We start from the raw sequence: 18,704 nt of genomic DNA on the forward strand, positions 1-18,704 counted from the left end.
CACGGGTGCGCAGGTCTTGAGGGACAATCGAGCACGTGTCTTCCCGGGATCCCCGCTACCACCCGCCGCGGCCGCCGTCGGCCGACGAGCACCCGGGCATGGCCAACTATCCCAGCGACGCCGACCTACCTCGGCAACGCAGGCAGCAGACACCCAGCGCCAACCGGTGGCTGCCACCCCTCGACGACCAGACCACCACTCACGGACGTACCGATCCGCCGCCGCGCAGCAGCGCCACCGGCGGTGAGCGCATCACCGTCACCCGCGCCGCCGCCCAGCGCAGCCGTGAGATGGGATCGCGGATGTACGGCCTGGTGCACCGCGCCGCCACCGCCGACGGCGCCGACAAATCCGGCCTGACGGCGCTGACATGGCCGGTGGTCGCCAACTTCGCGGTGGACGCGGCGATGGCGGTGGCGCTGGCCAACACCCTGTTCTTCGCGGCCGCCTCCGGGGAGAGCAAGAGCAAGGTCGCGCTGTATCTGTTGATCACCATCGCGCCGTTCGCGGTGATCGCACCCCTGATCGGCCCGGCCCTAGACCGACTCCAGCACGGCCGCCGGGTGGCGCTGGCGTGCTCGTTCGTCGCCCGCACCGTGCTGGTCGTGGTGCTGATCGCCAACTACGACGGCGCGACGGGCAGCTTCCCGTCCTGGGTGCTGTACCCCTGCGCGCTCGGAATGATGGTCTTGTCCAAGTCCTTCAGTGTGTTGCGCAGCGCGGTGACACCGCGCGTGCTGCCGCCGTCGATCGACCTGGTGCGGGTGAACTCCAGGCTGACGACCTTCGGGCTCATCTTCGGGACGATGATCGGCGGCGGTATCGCCGCGGGCTCGGAGTATCTGTTCAACATGCTCGAACTGCCCGGCGCGCTGTATGTGCTCGTCGCCGCGACCGTCGGCGGCGCCGTCCTGGCCATGCGCATCCCGAAGTGGGTGGAGGTCACCACCGGTGAGGTGCCCGCCACACTGAGCTATCACGGCGGCACCGACCAGCTGCGCAGGCGCCCGGATCGCAGCGCCGCCCGGCAACCGCTGGGCCGCAACATCATCACCAGCCTCTGGGGAAACTGCACGATCAAGGTGATGGTCGGGTTCCTGTTCCTGTATCCGGCCTTCGTGGCCAAGGCCCACGGCGCCGGCGGTTGGGAACAGCTGCGCATCCTCGGCCTCATCGGCGCCGCCGCGGCCATCGGCAACTTCGCCGGAAACTTCACCGCCGCGCGGCTCAAGCTCGGCAGGCCTGCCCTGCTGGTGGTCCGCGCGGCCATCATCGTGACGGCGGCGGCGTTGGCGGCGGCGGTCACCGGCAACCTGCTGGTCGCTGCCGCGGCGACGCTGATCACCTCCGGCTCCAGCGCCATCGCGAAGGCATCGCTGGACGCATCGCTGCAGGACGACCTGCCCGAGGAATCGCGGGCCTCCGCATTCGGCCGCTCCGAATCGGTGTTGCAGCTGGCCTGGGTGCTCGGCGGGGCGACCGGCGTTCTCATCTACACCGAACTGTGGGCGGGCTTCACGACCGTCACCGCGATACTGATTCTGGGCCTGGCGCAGACCTTGGTCAGTTACAACGGCGCATCACTCATCCCGGGATTGGGCGGCAACCGTCCCGTCCTGGCCGAAACCGAAGGCGGCATCCTGAACTCCCCCGATCCCACCGTCCGGACCCACCGATGAAGCGCGGCCTGGCAGCGCTGGCCATCGTCGCCCTGTTGGCCACCGCGGGCACCGTCGCGTTGGTGATGCAGCTGCGCAAGCAGCCGCACAGCCCCTTCCCGCAGATCAGCGCCTACTCACACGGGGAAACCGTCCGCATCGGACCGTACTTCTACTGCAGTGTGGAAAATCTCGATGATTGCGAGAACCCGGAGACGACGGGCGAGCTCACCCTCACCTCGCGTAGTGCGCTGCAGCTTTCCGTCGAGCCTGCGATCGCCAGGGCGCCCTGGTGGCTGGCACGCACCTACGAGGGCGCCGACGCCGCGATCGTGCAGGAGTTCCGCCCGAATACCAGGACGGCGGTGACGATCCCGCCGATCGACGCGCGGTACGGCAGGCTGACCGGAGTGGTGGTACAGCTGCCGACCCTGGTACGTGACGAGTTCGGCAACGAGTTCCCGCTACCGCACGCCGAATGGTCGGTGCGCACCGTCTGGGAGCCCTCCGCGCAGTACCCGGAGTCGGTGTCGGACTACCCCGGTCACTGACCGGCGGTGTGCCCGGCCGGTACCCGCTCGCCCTCGCGCGTGGGCCCGGGCGGCGTGCCGTCGCCGAATGGCCTGCCGCCCAGGGATTCCCGACCGTGCGGTGTCAGCCAGCCGGCCAGCTCCGGCCCCTTCGGGACGACCCGGGTGGGGTTGATGTCGGTGTGCACGATGTAGTAGTGCTGCTTGATCTGCACGAAGTCGGTCGTGTCGCCGAAGCCCGGGGTCTGGAACAGATCACGCGCATAGGCCCACAGCACCGGCATCTCGGAGAGCTTTGACCGGTTGCACTTGAAGTGTCCGTGGTAGACGGGGTCGAACCGCGCCAGGGTGGTGAACAGCCGCACATCGGCCTCGGTGATGGTGTCGCCGACCAGATACCTTTGCGCGGAGAGCCTTTCGGTCAGCCAGTCCAGCGCGGTGAACAGCCGGTCGTAGGCGGCGTCGTAGGCGTCCTGGGATCCGGCGAATCCGCAGCGGTAGACCCCGTTGTTGACCTCGGTGTAGATGCGCTGGGCCACCTCGTCGATCTCATCGCGCAGCGGTTCGGGATAGAGCTGCGGGGCGCCGTCGCGGTGATACTGCGTCCACTCGGTGGAGAAGTCCAAGGTGATCTGGGCGAAGTCGTTGGTGACCACCTGCCCGGTGGGCACGTCGACGATGGCGGGCACCGTGACGCCCTTGGGATAGTCCGGGATGCGCTTGTTGTAGGCATCGCGCAGGTAGTGGATGCCCAGCACCGGATCGACCCCGTCGGGATCGAGGTCGAAGGTCCAGCTGCGCTCGTCGTGGGTGGGTCCGCAGAATCCGATGGACATCGCGTCCTCCAGGCCCAGCAGCCGGCGCACGATGATCGCGCGGTTGGCCCATGGGCACGCCCGTGCCACCACCAACCGGTAGCGGCCGGGCTCGACGGGATAACCGTCGGCACCGTCGGCGGTGATGCGGGTGTCGATGTACTTGGTGTCGCGGCTGAACTCACCCTCGGGGTTCACATAGCTCATGACACCAGTGTTCCCACCGAACGTCGCAAAGATGTCGACAAAGACCGGAAATCTCGAACACGAGCCGACACTCGGCGCCTACGGTCTCAGGCGTCGAGCTCGCGCGCCACTGCCTTGACCACCTCGGATACCCGCCGGGCGACCTTGCGGTCGGGGTACTTTCCGTTGCGCAGCTCGGGCTGGATCGTGCTCTCCAGCAGCGTGATCAGGTCACCGATCATGCCGTGCAGCTCATCGGGGGTGTGCTTGCGCTCGACGGTGGCCGCCTCGCGGCGCGTACGCGACAGGCTCGGCGGCGGATCGATCAGCTTGACCTGCAGCGCCTGCGGGCCGCGGCGGCCGGCGGCAATGCCGAACTCGACCCTCTGGCCGGCCTTGAGCCCCTCGACACCCGAGGGCAGCGCCGAGGAGCGCACGTAGACGTCCTCGCCCTCCTCCTGGGAGAGAAAGCCGAAGCCCTTCTCGGAGTCGTACCACTTCACCTTGCCGGTCGGCACTGCTGTCACCCGTTCACTCGGTAGATCACACAATTAATGCGTCCCGCCTGCGCAGGACGCAATGGCGTTGATCCTAACAAGTAGGCTGGGCGGACAGCCCGGAGGAGACCATGCGCCTGATCCTGAACGTCATCTGGTTGATCTTCGGCGGGCTCTGGCTGGCACTCGGCTACTTCCTCGCCGGGATCATCTGCTTCATCTTGATCGTCACCATCCCGTTCGGGTTTGCCGCCTTCCGCATCGGCGTCTACGCCCTGTGGCCGTTCGGCTACAAGGTCGTCGACAAGCCCGGGGTGCGGCCCGGCGCGGCGATCGGCAACGTCATCTGGTTGATCGTCGCCGGGATCTGGCTGGCAATCGGTCATGTGCTGTCCGCAATCGCCTTCGCCATCACCATCATCGGCCTCCCGCTGGCCATCGCGACGCTCAAGCTGATCCCGGTCTCGCTGATGCCGCTTGGCAAGGAGATCGTGCCGACCGACGAACCGTTCGCCGGAGTCGCGCGGTGACGGTGACCAATCTCGGGCTGCCCGTGCCGACGCGACCGAACACCACCGGCATGCCCACCAGCGGACCGTTGGTGGACACTTTCGGCCGCGTCGCCACCGATCTGCGCGTCTCGTTGACCGACCGCTGCAATCTGCGCTGCACCTACTGCATGCCCGCCGAGGGACTGGACTGGTTGCCGGACAACGAGCTGCTGCGCGCCGACGAACTGGCCAGACTGCTGTGTATCGCCGTGACGCGGCTCGGCATCACCAGCATCCGGTTCACCGGCGGGGAGCCACTGGTGTCCCGCAATCTCGAAGCCACCATCGCCGCTGCGGCGGCATTACATCCCCGTCCCGAGATCGCCGTGACCACAAACGGCCTCGGTCTCAAGCGGCGCGCCAAGGGACTCAAGGAAGCCGGCCTGAACCGGGTGAACGTCTCACTGGACACCGTCAACGCCGAACATTTCGCCCAGATCACCCGTCGCGACCGGCTCGATGACGTGTTGGAAGGTCTGGCGGCGGCCGCCGACGCCGGCCTGGGACCGGTCAAGGTCAATGCGGTCCTGGATCCGCGCACCGGCCTCGATGACGTGGTGCCGCTGCTGCGCTTCTGCCTGGACCACGGCTACCAACTCCGGGTGATCGAACAGATGCCGCTGGACGCCGGCCACGAATGGTCGCGCGCCAAGACCGTCGACGGCCAGACGGTCCTTGACACCCTGCGCCGACACTTCGACCTGCGGCCCGACCCCGGCCCGCGGGGTTCGGCACCGGCCCAGTTGTGGCGGGTGGACGGTGGCACCGGGACCGTCGGCGTCATCGCCTCGGTCTCGGAGTCGTTCTGCGGGGCGTGTGACCGGACCCGGCTGACCGCCGACGGCCAGATCCGCAACTGCCTGTTCGCGACGACGGAGACCGACCTGCGCCGGCTGCTGCGCGACGGCGCCGGCGACGACGACATCGAGACCGCCTGGCGGTCGGCGATGTGGGCGAAGGCGGCCGGACACGGCATCAACGATCCCGACTTCATCCAGCCCGCACGACCGATGAGCGCCATCGGGGGCTAGCTGTGAGCGAGATAGAGATAGAGATAGAGGTCCGGTACTTCGCGGCCGCACGGGCGGCGGCGGGGGCCGAGACCGAGACGTTGCGACTACCGGGCGGGACCACCGTGCTCGCCGTCATCGACGAACTGGCCGGGCGCGGGCCCGAGTTGGCGAAAGTGCTCGCACGCTGCTCGTACCTGGTCGACGGAGTGGCGGTACGCGATAAAAACGTCCCGCTCTCAACGTCCGAGACGCTCGACGTGTTACCCCCTTTCGCCGGCGGATAGCCGTGATTTGCGTCACATAGCGAACCGGCCACCAGCCGTATACCTGCGGTTTGCGCCCGGAAAACACCTGCGGAAACGCCCGAGCTCCCTGCGCCTTTAATGTCCTCTCATAGTTCTTAAGCACGGGAAACGCCGAGAGTCGCCGGAGATGACGCTCCAAGGTTCACGGGCTACCGTCTTGCCAAGCCTTTCGACCCAAATCGGTTGGCCCGCCTTGACTGATTGCGCCGAGCTCCATCCATCAGCCAAGGGACACACCAACAAATTGGATGGAGGCGGGGGACCCACCGGTCCGCCGAACAAGCAGACCAGGGACCGCAAGGTTCCTTGGGGTGAAGCTCTGGTCACGACGACAGAGCCGGGCAACCTCTCCAGCCCGAACCCGACAGCTGACCTCGTGGGCGCTGATGAGAGGACCTTTTAGCTACATGAGTGGACGGCACCGTAAGCCCACGTCATCGTCAATAAGCGTCGCGAAAATCGCCTTCACGGGTGCAGTGATCGGCGGCGGCAGCATCGCACTCGCCGGGCACGCCGGCGCCGCCACCGACGCCGAGTGGGACACCGTCGCGAACTGCGAGTCCAGCGGTAACTGGGCGATCAACACCGGTAACGGCTACCACGGTGGCTTGCAGTTCTCGCCGAGCACGTGGGCCGGTCACGGTGGTGGCGAGTTCGCCCCGGCCGCCTATCTGGCCACCAAGGAAGAGCAGATCGCCGTCGCCGAACGGGTGCTCGCCAGCCAGGGCAAGGGCGCCTGGCCCACCTGCGGTCGTGGCCTGTCGGGCCCGACGCCGCGCAACGTGCTGCCCGAGCCTGCTCCGCTGGACAACCCGCTGGTGAATCCGCAGCTGCCACCCCCGCCGCCCGCTCCCCTTCCGCCGGCCCCCCTGCCCCCGGCCCCGGTCGATGCGCTTGCCGCTCCCCTGCCGCCGGCCCCGCTGCCGCCCCCGCCCGCTCCGCTGCCCCCGGCACCTGTGGACGCCGTCCCGCTGGCCGCCCCGGCACCCCTGCCGCCGGCACCTGCTCCGGCTCCCGCCCCGGCACCTGTGGACGCCGTCGCCCTCGGCGCCCCGGCTCCCCTGCCGCCCGCACCGATCGACCCCGCTGCGCCGCTGCCACCGGCTCCCGTAGACGCCGTCCCGCTGGCCGCCCCGGCACCCCTGCCGCCCGCACCGGCACCTCTGCCTCCGGCCCCGGCCCCGGTGGACGCCGTCGCACTCTCCGCTCCTGCCCCGCAGGCTCCGGTGGACCCCGCCGTGCCGCTGCCCGGCGCCCCGGTCGACGCCCTGCCACTGGATGCGCCGCTGCCGCCGGCCCCGGCCGTCAACGCCGCGAACTGGGATACCGCCGAGTCCGCGCCCAACCAGCCGCAGCTGTGGTCGCTGGAGGCCCCGCTGCCGATGGAGCCCGCCCCGGTGATCCCGGCACCCGTGCCTGCCCCGGCGCCGGTGCCCGGCGCGCCTGTCGCACCGCCCGCCTCGGATCCGGCCGCCCAGCCCGTCTCCGCTGATCAAGCCGTCCCGGCCGAGGGTGTGCCGCACCTGGTCAGCCCGGAGAACCTGCCGCCGGGAACCACCCTCAATCCGACTGCGCTTCCCAACGAGGGCCCCAACGTCAGCTACCTGCGCCAGATCTGGAACGCGGTGCAGCAGCAGCAGATCACCGGCCGCGACGCCCTGCTCGCGATCACCACGCAGCGCTCGCTGGCCGGCGAGGCCCCCGGACCGCAGGTGCCGATGGCTCCGCCCGCGCCCGGCGCTCCGCTGCCGCCGCCGGCCCCCGGCGCACCGGTCCTCACGCCGGTCCCGCCCGCGCCGCTGCCCTGACACAGCACGTCGAGAAGCCCGCATCCGAAAGGATGCGGGCTTCTTCGGTTCTGGGTGTCGGGCCGAGCCTAGGCCGAATTGACCCATTCATCGGTGCCGTCGCCGAAGTGCTGGTGCTTCCAGACCGGCAACCGCTCCTTGACGATGTCGACCATCCGCGCGCACGTCGCGAATGCCGCGCCGCGATGATCGGCGGCCACCGCCACCACCAGGGCGGCATCGCCGATGCTCAGATTGCCGATGCGGTGACTCACGGCCACGGCACGCACGCCCTCTGCGCCCCCCGCGACCTCGTGCACGACATCGGCGAGGGTCTCCAGGGCCGACGGGTGCGCCGAGTACTCCAGCCGCGTGACCGGGCGCCCGCCGTCGTGGTCGCGGACGACGCCGGCGAACCCGACCACCGCGCCCGCTGCGGCGTGCGCCACCAGGTTTTCGTGTTCGGTCAGTGAGATCGGTTCCTCGGACAGTCCGACCCGCAGGACGTCAGCGCCCATGGTCACCCCCGGCCAGTTGATCGAGTGCGTGCTCCAGCACATCGGCAAGGACGCCGAGACCGTCCTTCACCCCGCCCGACGATCCGGGCAGGTTGACGATCAGCGTCGACCCGCTGACCCCGCAGACGCCGCGGGACAGCACCGATGTCGGCACCGCGGGCAGTCCCGAGCGGCGGATCGCATCGGCAAGCCCGGGAATCTGATGATCCACGACGGCGGCGGTGATATCGGCGGTGCGGTCCGTCGGCGAGATACCGGTACCGCCCGAGGTGATGATGACCGACACCCGTTCGGCGACGGCCCGGCGCAGTGCGGTCTCGACGTCGTCGCCGTCGGCCACCACGATCGGCGCGGGAACGTCGAATCCACGCTCACCGAGCCAGTCCACGATCACCGGGCCGGTCCGGTCGGCATAGATGCCGGCAGCTGCCCGGGTGGAAGCGATGATGACCCGCGCGGTCCTCATGGGGTCCAGGTGCCCGTTTTGCCGCCCTCTTTGCGCAGCACGTGGACGTCGTCGATGCGGGCGGCAGGATCGACGGCCTTGATCATGTCGTAGACGGTGAGCGCCGCGATGCTGACCGCCGTGAGCGCCTCCATCTCCACGCCGGTGCGGTCAGTGGTGCGGACGGTCGCGGTGATGGTCACTTCCGTTGCCTCGATGCCGAATTCGACATCGACGCCGGTCAGCGCCAATTGATGACAGAGCGGGATGAGATCGCTGGTGCGTTTGGCCGCCATGATCCCGGCGACCCGCGCGGTGGGCAGCGCATCACCCTTGGGCAGCCCGCCCGTGGCGATCAATTCGATGACATCGGCCCGGGTGCGCACGCTGCCCCGAGCGACGGCGATGCGCTTGGTGGCGGACTTGGCCGTCACGTCGACCATGTGGGCCGCGCCGGCCTCGTCGAGGTGCGAAAGGCCGCTCACCGCTACTTGTTGACGACGGTGACCGGGTGCACGTACGGCAGTTCCTCGGCCGGCAGCGGGAAGGTGACGTCACCGAACGGGGACAATGATCCGGTGCGGTCGCTGACGAGCTCGCTGACCGCGTGGTCACCCTCGGCAACCTCGGGCCAGCCGTTGTCTACGTATTGGTTCTTCTTGTCTGCCACACCCGACATTGTGGCAGGTACTACGCGCGGTGGCGAGACCGGGACGCTGCTTTACGCTGGTCAGCAATGACCCGGGGAATCAAGAGCGTGCCGCTGGGCGTCTGGCTGGCAGACCTGCCCGATGAGCGCCTGGTACGGCTGCTCGAGCTGCGGCCCGACCTCACCGCGCCGCCGCCGAGCACGATCGCGGCCTTGGCCGCGCGGGCGCAGGCCCGCCAGTCGGTGAAGGCTGCCACGGATGCACTGACCTTCCTGCACCTGGCCGTCCTGGACACGCTGTTGGTGTTGCACGCCGACGCCGCCGCGGTGCCCCGGGACGCGGTCGCCGAATTCATCGGCGCGCGCGCCGACCGCGCGGACGTGGAGGAAGCCCTCCAGGATCTGCAGGACCGGGCGCTGGTGTGGGGTGACGAGAGCCTGCGCGTGGTCGCCGAGGCGAGCGCGGGCGTGCCCTGGTACCCGGGGCAGGCCGTGCCCGACGGGCCCACGCCGACCGCCGACGAAATCCGCCGACTGATCGACGCGCTCGACGAACCCAGCAGGGAGCTGCTGACCAGGCTGGTCGAGGGCTCCCCGGTCGGGCGCACCCGGGACGCCATCCCCGGGGCGCCTGCCGACCGGCCCGCCCAGCGACTGCTCGCCGAGGGGCTGCTGCACCGCATCCCCAGCGATACCGACGACACCGTGATCCTGCCGAGGGTGGTGGGCCAGGTGTTGCGCGGTGACCTGCCGGGGCCGACCGGTCTGCGCAAACCCGATCCCGCGGTGCACACCACCACCCAGGCCGAGGTGGATTCGGTGGCCGCCGGCGCCGCCATCGACCTGCTGCGCGAGATCGACCTGGTGATCCAGACACTGTCCGATGCTCCGGTCTCGGAGCTGCGCAGCGGCGGTCTCGGCGTTCGCGATGTCAAGAAATTGACCAAGCTCACCGGTATCGACGAACAGCGCCTGGCGCTGATCCTGGAGTTGTCCGCGGCGGCGGGCCTGCTCGCACCGGGAACCCCCGACCCGGAGCCCGCGGCGGGCAACTCGCCGTACTGGGCACCGACCGTCGGTGCGGACCGATTCATCGAGATCTCGACCGCCGCGCGCTGGCAGCTGATCGCATGGACCTGGTTGAATCTGCCGGCCCGACCCAGCCTGGTCGGCCAGCGCGGCCCCGATGGCAAGCCCTACGGCGTGCTGTCCGATGCGCTGTATTCGACGGCGGCCCCCCTTGATCGCCGGCTGCTGTTGACGGTGCTGGCCGGATTGCCCGCCGGCGCCGGGGTCGATGCGGAGTCGGCGGCACTGGCGATGATCTGGCAGCGCCCCCGTTGGGCGGCTCGCCTGCAACTGGGCCCGGTGACCGATCTGCTGCGCGAGGCCCATGCCGTCGGATTGGTGGGACGCGGCGCCATCGCGACACCGGCGCGGGCCACGCTGGCCCAGCAGTCCGATGACGCCGCGGACGCCACCGTCGCCGCGATGGACAAGGTGCTGCCCGCTCCGCTGGATCATTTCCTGCTGCAGGGCGACCTGACCGTGGTCGTGCCCGGCCCGCTGTTGCGCGAGCTCGCCGAACAGCTCGACGTCGTCGCGACCGTCGAGTCGGCGGGGGCGGCGATGGTCTACCGCATCAGCGAGGCATCCATCCGCCGCGCCCTCGATGCCGGTCGTACCGCGGGCGGGTTGCACGCGTTTTTCGAGAAGCACTCGAAAACGCCTGTCCCGCAAGGTCTGACCTACCTCATCGATGATGTGGCACGACGGCACGGCCAGCTGCGGGTCGGGATGGCGGCGTCATTCGTGCGCTGTGAGGACCCGGCGCTCTTGGCCCAGGCCGTGGCGACCCCGGCGGCCGAACCGCTGGAGCTGCGCATCCTGGCGCCCACCGTCGCGGTGTCGCAGGCCCAGATCGGCGACGTGCTGGCAGCACTGCGCGCAGGCGGGTTCGTCCCGGCCGCCGAGGATGCTTCCGGGGCGGTGGTGGACATCCGCGCGCGGGGGGCCAGGGTGCCCACCCTGAGCCGGCGGCGGGTCTTCCGGCCGCTGACGGCGCCGACGAACCAGACCCTCGGCGCAATCGTCGCGGTGATGCGCAGCGTGGCCGCCACGCCGCGGTCGCACGAGCGGCTGGATCCGGCGGTGCTGATCGCACTGTTGCAACAGGCGGCGGTCGAGCAGACCACGGTGGTGATGGGTTACGTCGATCCGGCGGGGGTGGCCACCCAGCGGGTGGTGGCCCCGATCAACATCCGCGGCGGCCAGTTGACGGCGTTCGATCCCGCCGCCGGACGGGTCCGGGAGTTCGCGATCCACCGCGTGACATCCGTGGTGTCGGCCGACTCTGGATAATGGATGGGATGAGTAGTCGAGCGCGTAGCGCGTTGCAGACCGAGGAGCATCGCGCATGAGCACCGAGGGCCCGCTGATCGTCCAGTCCGATAAGACCGTGCTGCTCGAAACCGATCACGAACTCGCCGGCGCCGCGCGCGCCGCGATAGCGCCGTTCGCCGAACTGGAACGCGCACCCGAACACATCCACACCTATCGGATCACCCCGCTGGCGCTCTGGAACGCCCGCGCCGCCGGGCATGACGCCGAGCAGGTCGTCGATGCGCTGGTCAGCTTCTCCCGCTACGCGGTCCCGCAGCCGCTGCTGGTCGACATCGTCGACACCATGGCGCGCTACGGGCGCCTGCAGCTGGTCAAGCACCCCGCGCACGGGCTGACGTTGGTCAGCCTGGATCGCGCGGTGCTCGAAGAGGTGCTGCGCAACAAGAAGATCACCCCGATGCTCGGTGCCCGCATCGACGACGACACCGTCATTGTGCACGGCAGCGAGCGTGGGCGGATCAAACAGATGTTGCTCAAGATCGGCTGGCCCGCCGAGGATCTGGCCGGTTACGTCGACGGTGAGGCGCACCGGATCGACCTCGCCCAGGACGGCTGGGCGCTGCGCGACTACCAGGAGCTGGCGGCCGAATCGTTCTGGGCGGGCGGCTCGGGTGTGGTCGTGCTGCCGTGCGGCGCCGGGAAGACGATCGTCGGCGCTGCCGCCATGGCCAAGGCCGGCGCCACCACCCTGATCCTCGTCACCAACACGGTGGCGGGCAGGCAGTGGAAGCGCGAGCTGATCGCACGGACCTCGCTCACCGAGGAGGAGATCGGTGAGTACTCGGGCGAACGCAAGGAGATCCGCCCGGTCACCATCGCGACCTATCAGGTGATCACCCGGCGCACCAAGGGCGAATACAAGCATCTCGAGCTCTTCGACAGCCGCGACTGGGGCCTGATCATCTACGACGAGGTGCATCTGCTGCCCGCGCCGGTGTTCCGGATGACCGCCGATCTGCAGTCGCGCCGCCGGCTCGGGTTGACCGCCACCCTCATTCGCGAGGACGGTCGCGAGGGTGATGTGTTCTCACTGATCGGGCCGAAGCGCTACGACGCGCCGTGGAAGGACATCGAGGCCCAGGGCTGGATCGCACCGGCCGAGTGCATCGAGGTCCGGGTCACCATGACCGACAACGAGCGGATGATCTACGCGACCGCCGAACCGGAGGAACGCTACAAGCTGTGCTCGACGGCGCACACCAAGATCGCGGTGGTGAAGTCGATCCTGGAGAAGCACAAGAACGAGCCGACACTGGTGATCGGCGCCTACCTCGACCAGCTCGACGAACTCGGTCAGGAGCTCGGTGCGCCGGTGATCCAGGGGTCGACCAAGAACGCCGAGCGCGAGGAGCTCTTCGACCAGTTCCGGCGCGGCGAGATCCGCACGCTGGTGGTCTCCAAGGTCGCCAACTTCTCCATCGACCTGCCCGAAGCCTCGGTCGCCGTCCAGGTTTCGGGAACCTTCGGGTCACGTCAGGAGGAGGCGCAGCGGTTGGGCCGGTTGCTGCGGCCCAAGGCCGACGGCGGTGGCGCGATCTTCTATTCGGTGGTCAGCCGCGACAGCCTGGATGCGGAGTACGCCGCCCACCGGCAGCGGTTCCTCGCCGAGCAGGGCTACGGCTACCTCATCAAGGACGCCGACGACCTGCTGGGCCCGGCGATATGACCGTCGGCCGAGTGGTGCCGATCTTGACCGTGCCCGATATCGACGCCGCCCGCGCCGCCTACATCGCGACGCTCGGGCTGACCGAGGTGATGAATCACGGTTGGATCGTCACACTCGCCGATGCCGAACACCGTCATCAGCTGAGCCTGATGACAAGGGATCAGACCGCGCCGGTCAATCCCACCGTGTCGGTCGAGGTCGACGATGTCGATGCCGCGTACCGGGCAGCGATCGCGGCGGGACTGACCATCGTGCACCCGCTCTCCGATGAGCCGTGGGGTGTGCGGAGATTCTTCTTCGCCGACGGTGCGGGCAACACCGTCAACGTGTTGTCACACCGCGGCTAGGAATCGAGCGCACCGGCCGCCACCGCGGCCAGGTTGATCCGGGTGAGCACGGAGTGCAGCTGCTCCAGTTCGGCCATGTCGACCCCGAGCCGGGCCACCACAGCCGGCGGGATGGCCAGCGCCTGCCGTCGCAGTGCGGAACCCCCCTTGGTCAGGGTGATCAGTGTGGTGCGCTCGTCGGAGACGCTGCGGGTGCGGCTGATGAATCCGAGCGCCTCGAGGCGTTTGAGCATCGGTGAGACGGTCGCCGAGTCCATCTGCAGCAACCCGGCGATCTGCTTGACCGACAGCGCATCACCGCCCGCCTTGTCGTTGTCCCACAGCGCCAGCATCACGAGGTACTGGGGATGGGTCAGGCCCAGCGGTTCCAGGAGTGGGCGGTACACCGCCAGCACTGCGCGGTTGGTGACCGCCAGCGCGAAACACACCTGACGTTCCAGGGCGAGGGGGTCGAGGTCTTCGGTCACAGCGGCCACCATCACACTGTACTACTTGCTTTGCCTACTAATGATTAGGGTACTATCTAAAACATGGCCGCAACACCGAGCTTCTTCCAGCGGGTGCTCTACGCATACGGACGCCGCCTGCCCGACTCCATGCGCGATTGGGTGACGGCCGACCTGACGGGCAAGGGCGCGGTGCGCAGGCACATGCTGCGCTACGCGATCCCGCCGGCCGTCATCCTTGCTCCGCTGTGGCTGTTGCCGGCATCACTGTACGTCCACCTGGAGATGACCGTGCCCATTTACACCTGGGCGTTGATCATGGCCTTCGTGCTGAACAAGGTGTGGCGTCGGCACCGGCTTTCCCAGCACGGGCTGGACCCCAAACTGATCGACACCATGAACCGGGAGAAGAACGCCCGCCTGCACGAGGACTACGCCCGCCGCTACGGCGCCCGGCCACAGGATGCCGAGTGGCAGTCCAACCCGAGCCCGTTCTAGACGTGCGGGCCGACGGCCTTCACGACGGTCAACAGCACCACCGAGTCCTCTAGCGCCGACAGCCCGTGCCGAACCTTCGGCACCACCAGATGATCGCCGGCCGAGCCCTCCCAATTCGCCTCGGCCGTCGTGAGCCGGACCCGGCCCTGCAGCACCTGCAGCGTCGCCTCCCCCGGGCTCTCGTGATCGTCGAGCCCGTTTCCCGCCGACAGCGCCAACAGCGTCTGCCGCAAGCTGTGTTCGTGTCCGCCGTAGACGGTGTGCGCACTGCGACCACTGCTGGCCGAACGTGCGGTCTCCAGATGCTCGCGAGCCAGCGCGGTCAATGAGATCTTTTCCATACCTGCCACTATCGCAGCAACCGCAAGGCCGGCGATCGGCGTCAGACGCTGACCCCGTCCACCAAAAAAGTTTCACCATGGCATTTCGGCTCAGGGCGCCACGCCACTAGCTCAGCGCGGGAATGACCTCACGCTCGAAGAGTTCGATCCCGGAGCGGTCGTAGGCCGCCTCGGGGAAGTACATGATGGCGTACTCGCACCCGAGATCGCGCAGCCGCGAGAGGCGTTCGATGACCTGCTCGGGGGTACCGGTGGCCGAGTCCGGCGAGGCGACGTTGGCGAGCATGGCATCGATGGCGGGTGCGGCATCCTCGCCGACGGCGCCGACCTGGCGGTCCCGGATGCGCTGCAGGCGCCGGCTCACCTCGTCTTCGGAACTTGCCAGGACGCAGTTGAAGTTCGCCGAGCGGACGATGGCGTCGAAGTCGGTGCCCACCGCGCGACAGTGCTCGGCCAGCACATCGGACTTGTGCCGGAAATCCTCCGGCGCGCTGCTGAAGTTCGTGTAGCGGGCGTACTTGGCCGCGATCTTCAGTGTCACCTTCTCGCCGCCGCCTGCGATCCACAGCGGCGGCCCGCCCTCCTGCAGCGGCTTGGGCGCGACGATGGCGTCGTTCACCTGATAATGCTTGCCCTCGAGGGTGACCCGGCCGTCGCGCCAGGCGTCCAGCATGATCTGCACACCCTCGTCGAGACGACCCAGCCGCTCGCCCGCCGAGGGGAAGCCGTAGCCGTAGGCGCGCCACTCGTGTTCGTACCAGCCGCCCCCGATACCCATCTGGACGCGGCCGCCGGAGATGATGTCGGTGGTGGCGGCAACCTTTGCCAGGTAGGCCGGGTTGCGATAGCTCATGGCGGTGCACATCTGGCCCAATTTCACCCGTTCGGTGACCGCTGCGAGTGCCGCCATCAGCGACCAGGCCTCATGGGTGGCCTCGTCGGTGGGCAGCGGAACCGTGTGGAAGTGGTCGTACACCCACACCGAGTCCCACGTGCTGTTATCGGCGTGACGAGCCAGTTCATTCATCACTGACCAGTGGTTTTCGGTGGGGATGTCGACGAGATCGAGTCGCCAACCCTGCGGGATGAACAGTCCGAAGCGCATAGCCATCGACTTTAGGCCCACGCGCCACTTTCTCACATCGTCTACACTGTGACGGGATCGTTGCTGTACCTAAATCGTTGCTGCACCAAATGAAGGACATGGTCATGACTGCCACCCGACGTCGCATCGCGAATGCCGCGCTGGCGGCCGCGCTGCCGCTGACCGCCATGACCGTGGCCTTCGCACCCCCGGCGCTCGCCGAGCAGTGCTCGCGCGGTCAGGTCTCCTACAACGGCAACTGCGTCGACACCTGCAATGACTCGCAGGTCCGCAACTCCGACACCGGCGAATGCCAGTCGTTGATCTCGGCCGCGGTCCAGAAGGCCCGGACGCCTGCTGTCGCCAAACTGACCCCGGATCAGCTCGGTGGCGTGGTCCAGTTGGCCCGCAACGTGGGCGCTCTGCCCGAGATCAACTCGACCATCGGTACGTCCTTCGGCATCGCCAACACCATCGTCGGCTGGCCCGCGGTGCTCGCCGGCGCCGCCGCCGACACCGCCGCCACCCTGGCGCTGTTCGGTCTGCTGCCCGGCCAGGTCAGCCCGTTGGGCGGCACCTTGGGCGCCGTGCAGGCGACCGGGCAGACGTTCTCGGCGGTCTCCGACGTGGCGCGGATGTCGACTGCGCTTCCTGCGCTGGGTCTGCCGAGCCTTCCCCCGCCGCCCGCCGGACTGCCGGGCTTGCCGCCGCCCCCGCCGATCGGTCTGCCCGGTCCCCCGCAGCTCCCGCCGCCGCCGCCGATCGGTCTGCCGGGACTGCCGCCGCCTCCGGGATTGCCGGGGCCGCTGCTCGGTTGTGGCCCGCGCCTGCTGTTCTTCACCCCCTGCATCTGATCGATAACCCTGGGCCGTCGGCCGCGTGAAGAGCGTGCGGCATTCCGCGCCGTCGCCCCTCGCCGGCTAGCCGGGGTCGGACACCTCGCGCAACGGCCGGCCGCGTCCGCGGTACAGATCGGCGTCCGCGCGGGCATAGAGCTCACCGATACCGTCGGGTGCCACCGCATCGGTGGCGGTGCCAATACTGACCCCCGGTGTCCTCGATCGGATGGCATCGATCAAACGCTCGCGATCAGCGGCGTCCGCACCGGCGAGACAGATCGCGAACTCGTCGCCACCCAAGCGCGCCAGGACCGCCCCGCGCGGTATCAACCTCGACCACAACTGTGCGCAGTCGGTGATGCGCCGGTCACCCGCCGAATGGCCCTGGGTGTCGTTGATCGCCTTGAGCCCGTCGATATCCAGCGCGATCACCGTGACCGGTCGCGCACCCGACCGGCCGATCAGATCCGCGGTAGCCATCTCCCAGCCCGCGCGGTTCGCCAGTCCGGTGAGCGGATCGGTGCACGCGGCGGTGAACATCGCACGCATCAGCAGTCCGAAGGATTCCGCCGCACCGGTGATCGCGACCGCGATGATGAGGAAGGTGATCACCCCGACATGCGGTGCCGGGGCCACCGCGACCGCGCCGACACAGCACATGACCAGTATCGCGATCCACGTCCACGCGCGGCGGGCCGGATAGAAGGCGCGTAGGTACATCGCCAGGAACATCGGCGCGATGAGGCACATGTATTCGGCGGTCAGGGTGACGTGGAAGGCCATCACCGTCGGGGTGGCGGCGACCGCGGCAACGGTGGCGGGCAGCGTGTGGTCCGGGCGGACGGCCAGCTGGATCAGCGCCGCTGCGCTGAGTGCAACCGCGATGATGCCGCCGACGGGATTGGCGAACTCAAGGTCGGTACGCACCGGAAAGATCGTGAACACGACACCATAGGTGTAGAGAAACCCGGTGGCGCACAGGTAGATGCGCAGTAGCCGGACCGACTGGTCGGCGATGGCCGGGAACTTCGCTGCCGAACGCGAGGCGAAGTGGGTCATCCGGTCAGCCTGCTCTACCGGGTCGGCAGATACAACGTGACCACTATCCCGAGAAGCACCCGCGGTACTCGCGCGGTGTGGTGCGCATCTGCCGAACGAAGTGATGGCGGAAGGTCACCGGTGACTCGAAGCCGACCCGCGTGGCGATCTGTTCGACGCCGAGGTCCGAGGATTCCAGCAGCGCCAGGCTGGCCTGGATGCGTTGCTCGATAAGCCATTTGATCGGCGTGGTCCCGGTGGCCTTGGCGAACTGGCGCAGGTAGCTGCGCCGGGACAGCGACGACCGCTCGGCGAGCTCGTCGAGGGTGATGGGTCGGTCCAGATGTTCCAGGGCCCACGCCATCCCGGCGGCGATCCGGCCGTCGACCGTCGGTTCGGGGACCGGCGTTTCGATGTACTGTGCCTGCCCGCCTGCGCGGTGCGGTGCGATGACGAGGCGACGCGCAACATCATTGGCCACCCGCACGCCGTGGTCGGCACGCACGATGTGCAGGCACAGATCCAGCCCGGCCGCGCAGCCCGCGCTGGTGAACACCCGCCCGTTGTCGACGTAGAGCGGCGTCGGATCCACATCGATCGCCGGATAGCGCTGCGCCAACAGGTCGGCGTAGATCCAGTGTGTCGTCGCGGTGCGCCCGTCGAGCACGCCGGCCGCAGCCAGCGCGAAGGCACCGGAGCAGATGGAGACCAACCGGGCACCCCGGGCATCGGCCGCGCGGATGGCGTCGAGCAGATCAGCCGAGGGTGCCTGCTCGACATCGCGCACGCTGGGTATCAGCACCGTATCGGCGCTCGCCAGATCCTCGATGCCGTAGGAGGTGCGCACCACGGCCCCGCCCAGCATGCGGATCTCGGGTTGTTCGGAGCACAGCTTGACCGCGTATCCGGCGGGGGCGACCCCGGCGGAGAACCGTCCTGGCAGCTCGGCCATTCCGAAGATCTCGGCGGCCAGACCGGATTCGAATCCGGTCATCCCGTCATAGGCCAGGATGGCGACAGCGTGCATGTCACTATGTTATCGCTAGTCGGCATCAGTGACAGTGTGCTCACGGTGCCGGAGCCGGCAT

The 18,704-nt window shown here is 68.7% G+C and carries 22 protein-coding genes and 1 riboswitch; of the genes, 11 read left to right on the forward strand and 11 right to left on the reverse strand.

Annotation, left to right across the window (positions count from 1 at the left end; all coding sequences use genetic code 11):
• Positions 1–35 precede the first annotated feature (35 nt).
• Entirely contained in the window at positions 36–1,679 is a 1,644-nt protein-coding gene (locus tag FBY28_RS09170) for an MFS transporter (RefSeq protein WP_216847594.1), read from the forward strand.
• Positions 1,676–2,209: a DUF2771 domain-containing protein gene (locus FBY28_RS09175; protein WP_019510262.1), complete on the forward strand. Its 534-nt coding sequence runs from the start codon at positions 1,676–1,678 to the stop codon at positions 2,207–2,209. Before FBY28_RS09170 ends, FBY28_RS09175 begins: the two co-directional genes overlap by 4 nt.
• Here the strand turns inward: FBY28_RS09175 and FBY28_RS09180 are convergent.
• Positions 2,203–3,210 carry a glutathione S-transferase family protein gene (locus tag FBY28_RS09180; RefSeq protein WP_141866096.1) on the reverse strand — a complete coding sequence of 336 codons (1,008 nt, stop codon included), beginning with the start codon at positions 3,208–3,210 and terminating at the stop codon, positions 2,203–2,205. The genes FBY28_RS09175 and FBY28_RS09180 overlap by 7 nt on opposite strands.
• Positions 3,211–3,296: 86 nt before the next feature.
• Entirely contained in the window at positions 3,297–3,716 is a 420-nt protein-coding gene (locus FBY28_RS09185; protein ID WP_353618510.1) for a cold-shock protein, read from the reverse strand.
• 101 nt (positions 3,717–3,817) lie between these two features.
• Between FBY28_RS09185 and FBY28_RS09190 the strand changes: the two genes are divergently transcribed.
• The 4 genes from FBY28_RS09190 to FBY28_RS26400 all read left to right on the forward strand — a co-directional run bounded on the left by FBY28_RS09190 (position 3,818) and on the right by FBY28_RS26400 (position 7,363).
• Positions 3,818–4,216 carry a YccF domain-containing protein gene (locus FBY28_RS09190; RefSeq protein WP_141866098.1) on the forward strand — a complete coding sequence of 133 codons (399 nt, stop codon included), beginning with the start codon at positions 3,818–3,820 and terminating at the stop codon, positions 4,214–4,216.
• Positions 4,213–5,268 carry a GTP 3',8-cyclase MoaA gene (gene moaA / locus FBY28_RS09195; protein ID WP_141866100.1) on the forward strand — a complete coding sequence of 352 codons (1,056 nt, stop codon included), beginning with the start codon at positions 4,213–4,215 and terminating at the stop codon, positions 5,266–5,268. Before FBY28_RS09190 ends, moaA begins: the two co-directional genes overlap by 4 nt.
• A gap of 23 nt (positions 5,269–5,291) precedes the next feature.
• Positions 5,292–5,534: a MoaD/ThiS family protein gene (locus FBY28_RS09200; RefSeq protein ID WP_216848048.1), complete on the forward strand. Its 243-nt coding sequence runs from the start codon at positions 5,292–5,294 to the stop codon at positions 5,532–5,534.
• A gap of 245 nt (positions 5,535–5,779) precedes the next feature.
• Positions 5,780–5,953: riboswitch (cyclic di-AMP (ydaO/yuaA leader) on the forward strand.
• Between the two features lie 9 nt (positions 5,954–5,962).
• Positions 5,963–7,363 (forward strand): transglycosylase family protein, encoded by a 1,401-nt coding sequence (locus tag FBY28_RS26400; RefSeq protein ID WP_141866104.1) that lies wholly within the window; start codon positions 5,963–5,965, stop codon positions 7,361–7,363.
• A gap of 68 nt (positions 7,364–7,431) precedes the next feature.
• Here FBY28_RS26400 and FBY28_RS09210 read toward each other — a convergent pair whose 3' ends face one another.
• Genes FBY28_RS09210 through FBY28_RS09225 form a run of 4 tightly spaced genes read right to left on the reverse strand, consistent with a single transcriptional unit; the run spans position 7,432 to position 8,975 of the window.
• A complete protein-coding gene (locus FBY28_RS09210; protein ID WP_141866106.1) occupies positions 7,432–7,860 on the reverse strand; it encodes a molybdenum cofactor biosynthesis protein MoaE in 429 nt (142 codons plus the stop codon).
• Positions 7,850–8,326, reverse strand: coding sequence for a MogA/MoaB family molybdenum cofactor biosynthesis protein (locus FBY28_RS09215; RefSeq protein WP_141866108.1), 477 nt, complete (start codon positions 8,324–8,326; stop codon positions 7,850–7,852). Before FBY28_RS09215 ends, FBY28_RS09210 begins: the two co-directional genes overlap by 11 nt.
• Positions 8,323–8,790, reverse strand: a complete 468-nt coding sequence (moaC, locus tag FBY28_RS09220) for a cyclic pyranopterin monophosphate synthase MoaC (protein WP_141866110.1) — start codon at positions 8,788–8,790, stop codon at positions 8,323–8,325. Before moaC ends, FBY28_RS09215 begins: the two co-directional genes overlap by 4 nt.
• Before the next feature lie 2 nt (positions 8,791–8,792).
• Positions 8,793–8,975, reverse strand: coding sequence for a hypothetical protein (locus tag FBY28_RS09225; RefSeq protein WP_216847595.1), 183 nt, complete (start codon positions 8,973–8,975; stop codon positions 8,793–8,795).
• A 66-nt stretch (positions 8,976–9,041) separates the two neighbouring features.
• Between FBY28_RS09225 and FBY28_RS09230 the strand changes: the two genes are divergently transcribed.
• From FBY28_RS09230 to FBY28_RS09240, 3 genes are read left to right on the forward strand one after another with little or no spacing between them, the layout of a single operon-like run.
• Positions 9,042–11,315, forward strand: a complete 2,274-nt coding sequence (locus FBY28_RS09230) for a helicase-associated domain-containing protein (protein WP_141866112.1) — start codon at positions 9,042–9,044, stop codon at positions 11,313–11,315.
• Between the two features lie 55 nt (positions 11,316–11,370).
• Entirely contained in the window at positions 11,371–13,023 is a 1,653-nt protein-coding gene (locus tag FBY28_RS09235; RefSeq protein ID WP_141866114.1) for a DNA repair helicase XPB, read from the forward strand.
• Complete coding sequence (locus tag FBY28_RS09240) at positions 13,020–13,370, forward strand: VOC family protein (RefSeq protein WP_141866116.1); 351 nt, start codon at positions 13,020–13,022, stop codon at positions 13,368–13,370. Before FBY28_RS09235 ends, FBY28_RS09240 begins: the two co-directional genes overlap by 4 nt.
• On the opposite strand, the gene FBY28_RS09245 is transcribed toward FBY28_RS09240, so the two are convergent.
• Positions 13,367–13,849: a MarR family winged helix-turn-helix transcriptional regulator gene (locus tag FBY28_RS09245; protein WP_141866118.1), complete on the reverse strand. Its 483-nt coding sequence runs from the start codon at positions 13,847–13,849 to the stop codon at positions 13,367–13,369. The two genes, FBY28_RS09240 and FBY28_RS09245, sit on opposite strands and share 4 nt — an antisense overlap.
• 51 nt (positions 13,850–13,900) lie before the next feature.
• Here FBY28_RS09245 and FBY28_RS09250 point away from each other — a divergent pair, with 51 nt between their 5' ends.
• Positions 13,901–14,314 (forward strand): DUF5313 domain-containing protein, encoded by a 414-nt coding sequence (locus FBY28_RS09250; RefSeq protein ID WP_019511172.1) that lies wholly within the window; start codon positions 13,901–13,903, stop codon positions 14,312–14,314.
• On the opposite strand, the gene FBY28_RS09255 is transcribed toward FBY28_RS09250, so the two are convergent.
• Together FBY28_RS09255 and FBY28_RS09260 are read right to left on the reverse strand one after the other, a co-directional pair.
• Positions 14,311–14,655: a cupin domain-containing protein gene (locus tag FBY28_RS09255; protein WP_019511171.1), complete on the reverse strand. Its 345-nt coding sequence runs from the start codon at positions 14,653–14,655 to the stop codon at positions 14,311–14,313. The genes FBY28_RS09250 and FBY28_RS09255 overlap by 4 nt on opposite strands.
• A 106-nt stretch (positions 14,656–14,761) precedes the next feature.
• Entirely contained in the window at positions 14,762–15,760 is a 999-nt protein-coding gene (locus FBY28_RS09260) for an LLM class F420-dependent oxidoreductase (protein WP_141866120.1), read from the reverse strand.
• Positions 15,761–15,864: 104 nt separating this feature from the next.
• On the opposite strand from FBY28_RS09260, the gene FBY28_RS25745 reads away from it, so the two are divergent.
• Positions 15,865–16,593 carry a hypothetical protein gene (locus tag FBY28_RS25745; RefSeq protein WP_160145470.1) on the forward strand — a complete coding sequence of 243 codons (729 nt, stop codon included), beginning with the start codon at positions 15,865–15,867 and terminating at the stop codon, positions 16,591–16,593.
• A gap of 66 nt (positions 16,594–16,659) precedes the next feature.
• On the opposite strand, the gene FBY28_RS09270 is transcribed toward FBY28_RS25745, so the two are convergent.
• Positions 16,660–17,637, reverse strand: coding sequence for a GGDEF domain-containing protein (locus FBY28_RS09270; protein ID WP_141866124.1), 978 nt, complete (start codon positions 17,635–17,637; stop codon positions 16,660–16,662).
• Positions 17,638–17,680: 43 nt separating this feature from the next.
• Complete coding sequence (locus FBY28_RS09275) at positions 17,681–18,643, reverse strand: helix-turn-helix domain-containing protein (protein WP_141866125.1); 963 nt, start codon at positions 18,641–18,643, stop codon at positions 17,681–17,683.
• Positions 18,644–18,704 lie beyond the last annotated feature (61 nt).

The organism is Arthrobacter sp. SLBN-53 (assembly GCF_006715585.1).
Lineage (GTDB): Bacteria > Actinomycetota > Actinomycetes > Mycobacteriales > Mycobacteriaceae > Mycobacterium > Mycobacterium neoaurum_A.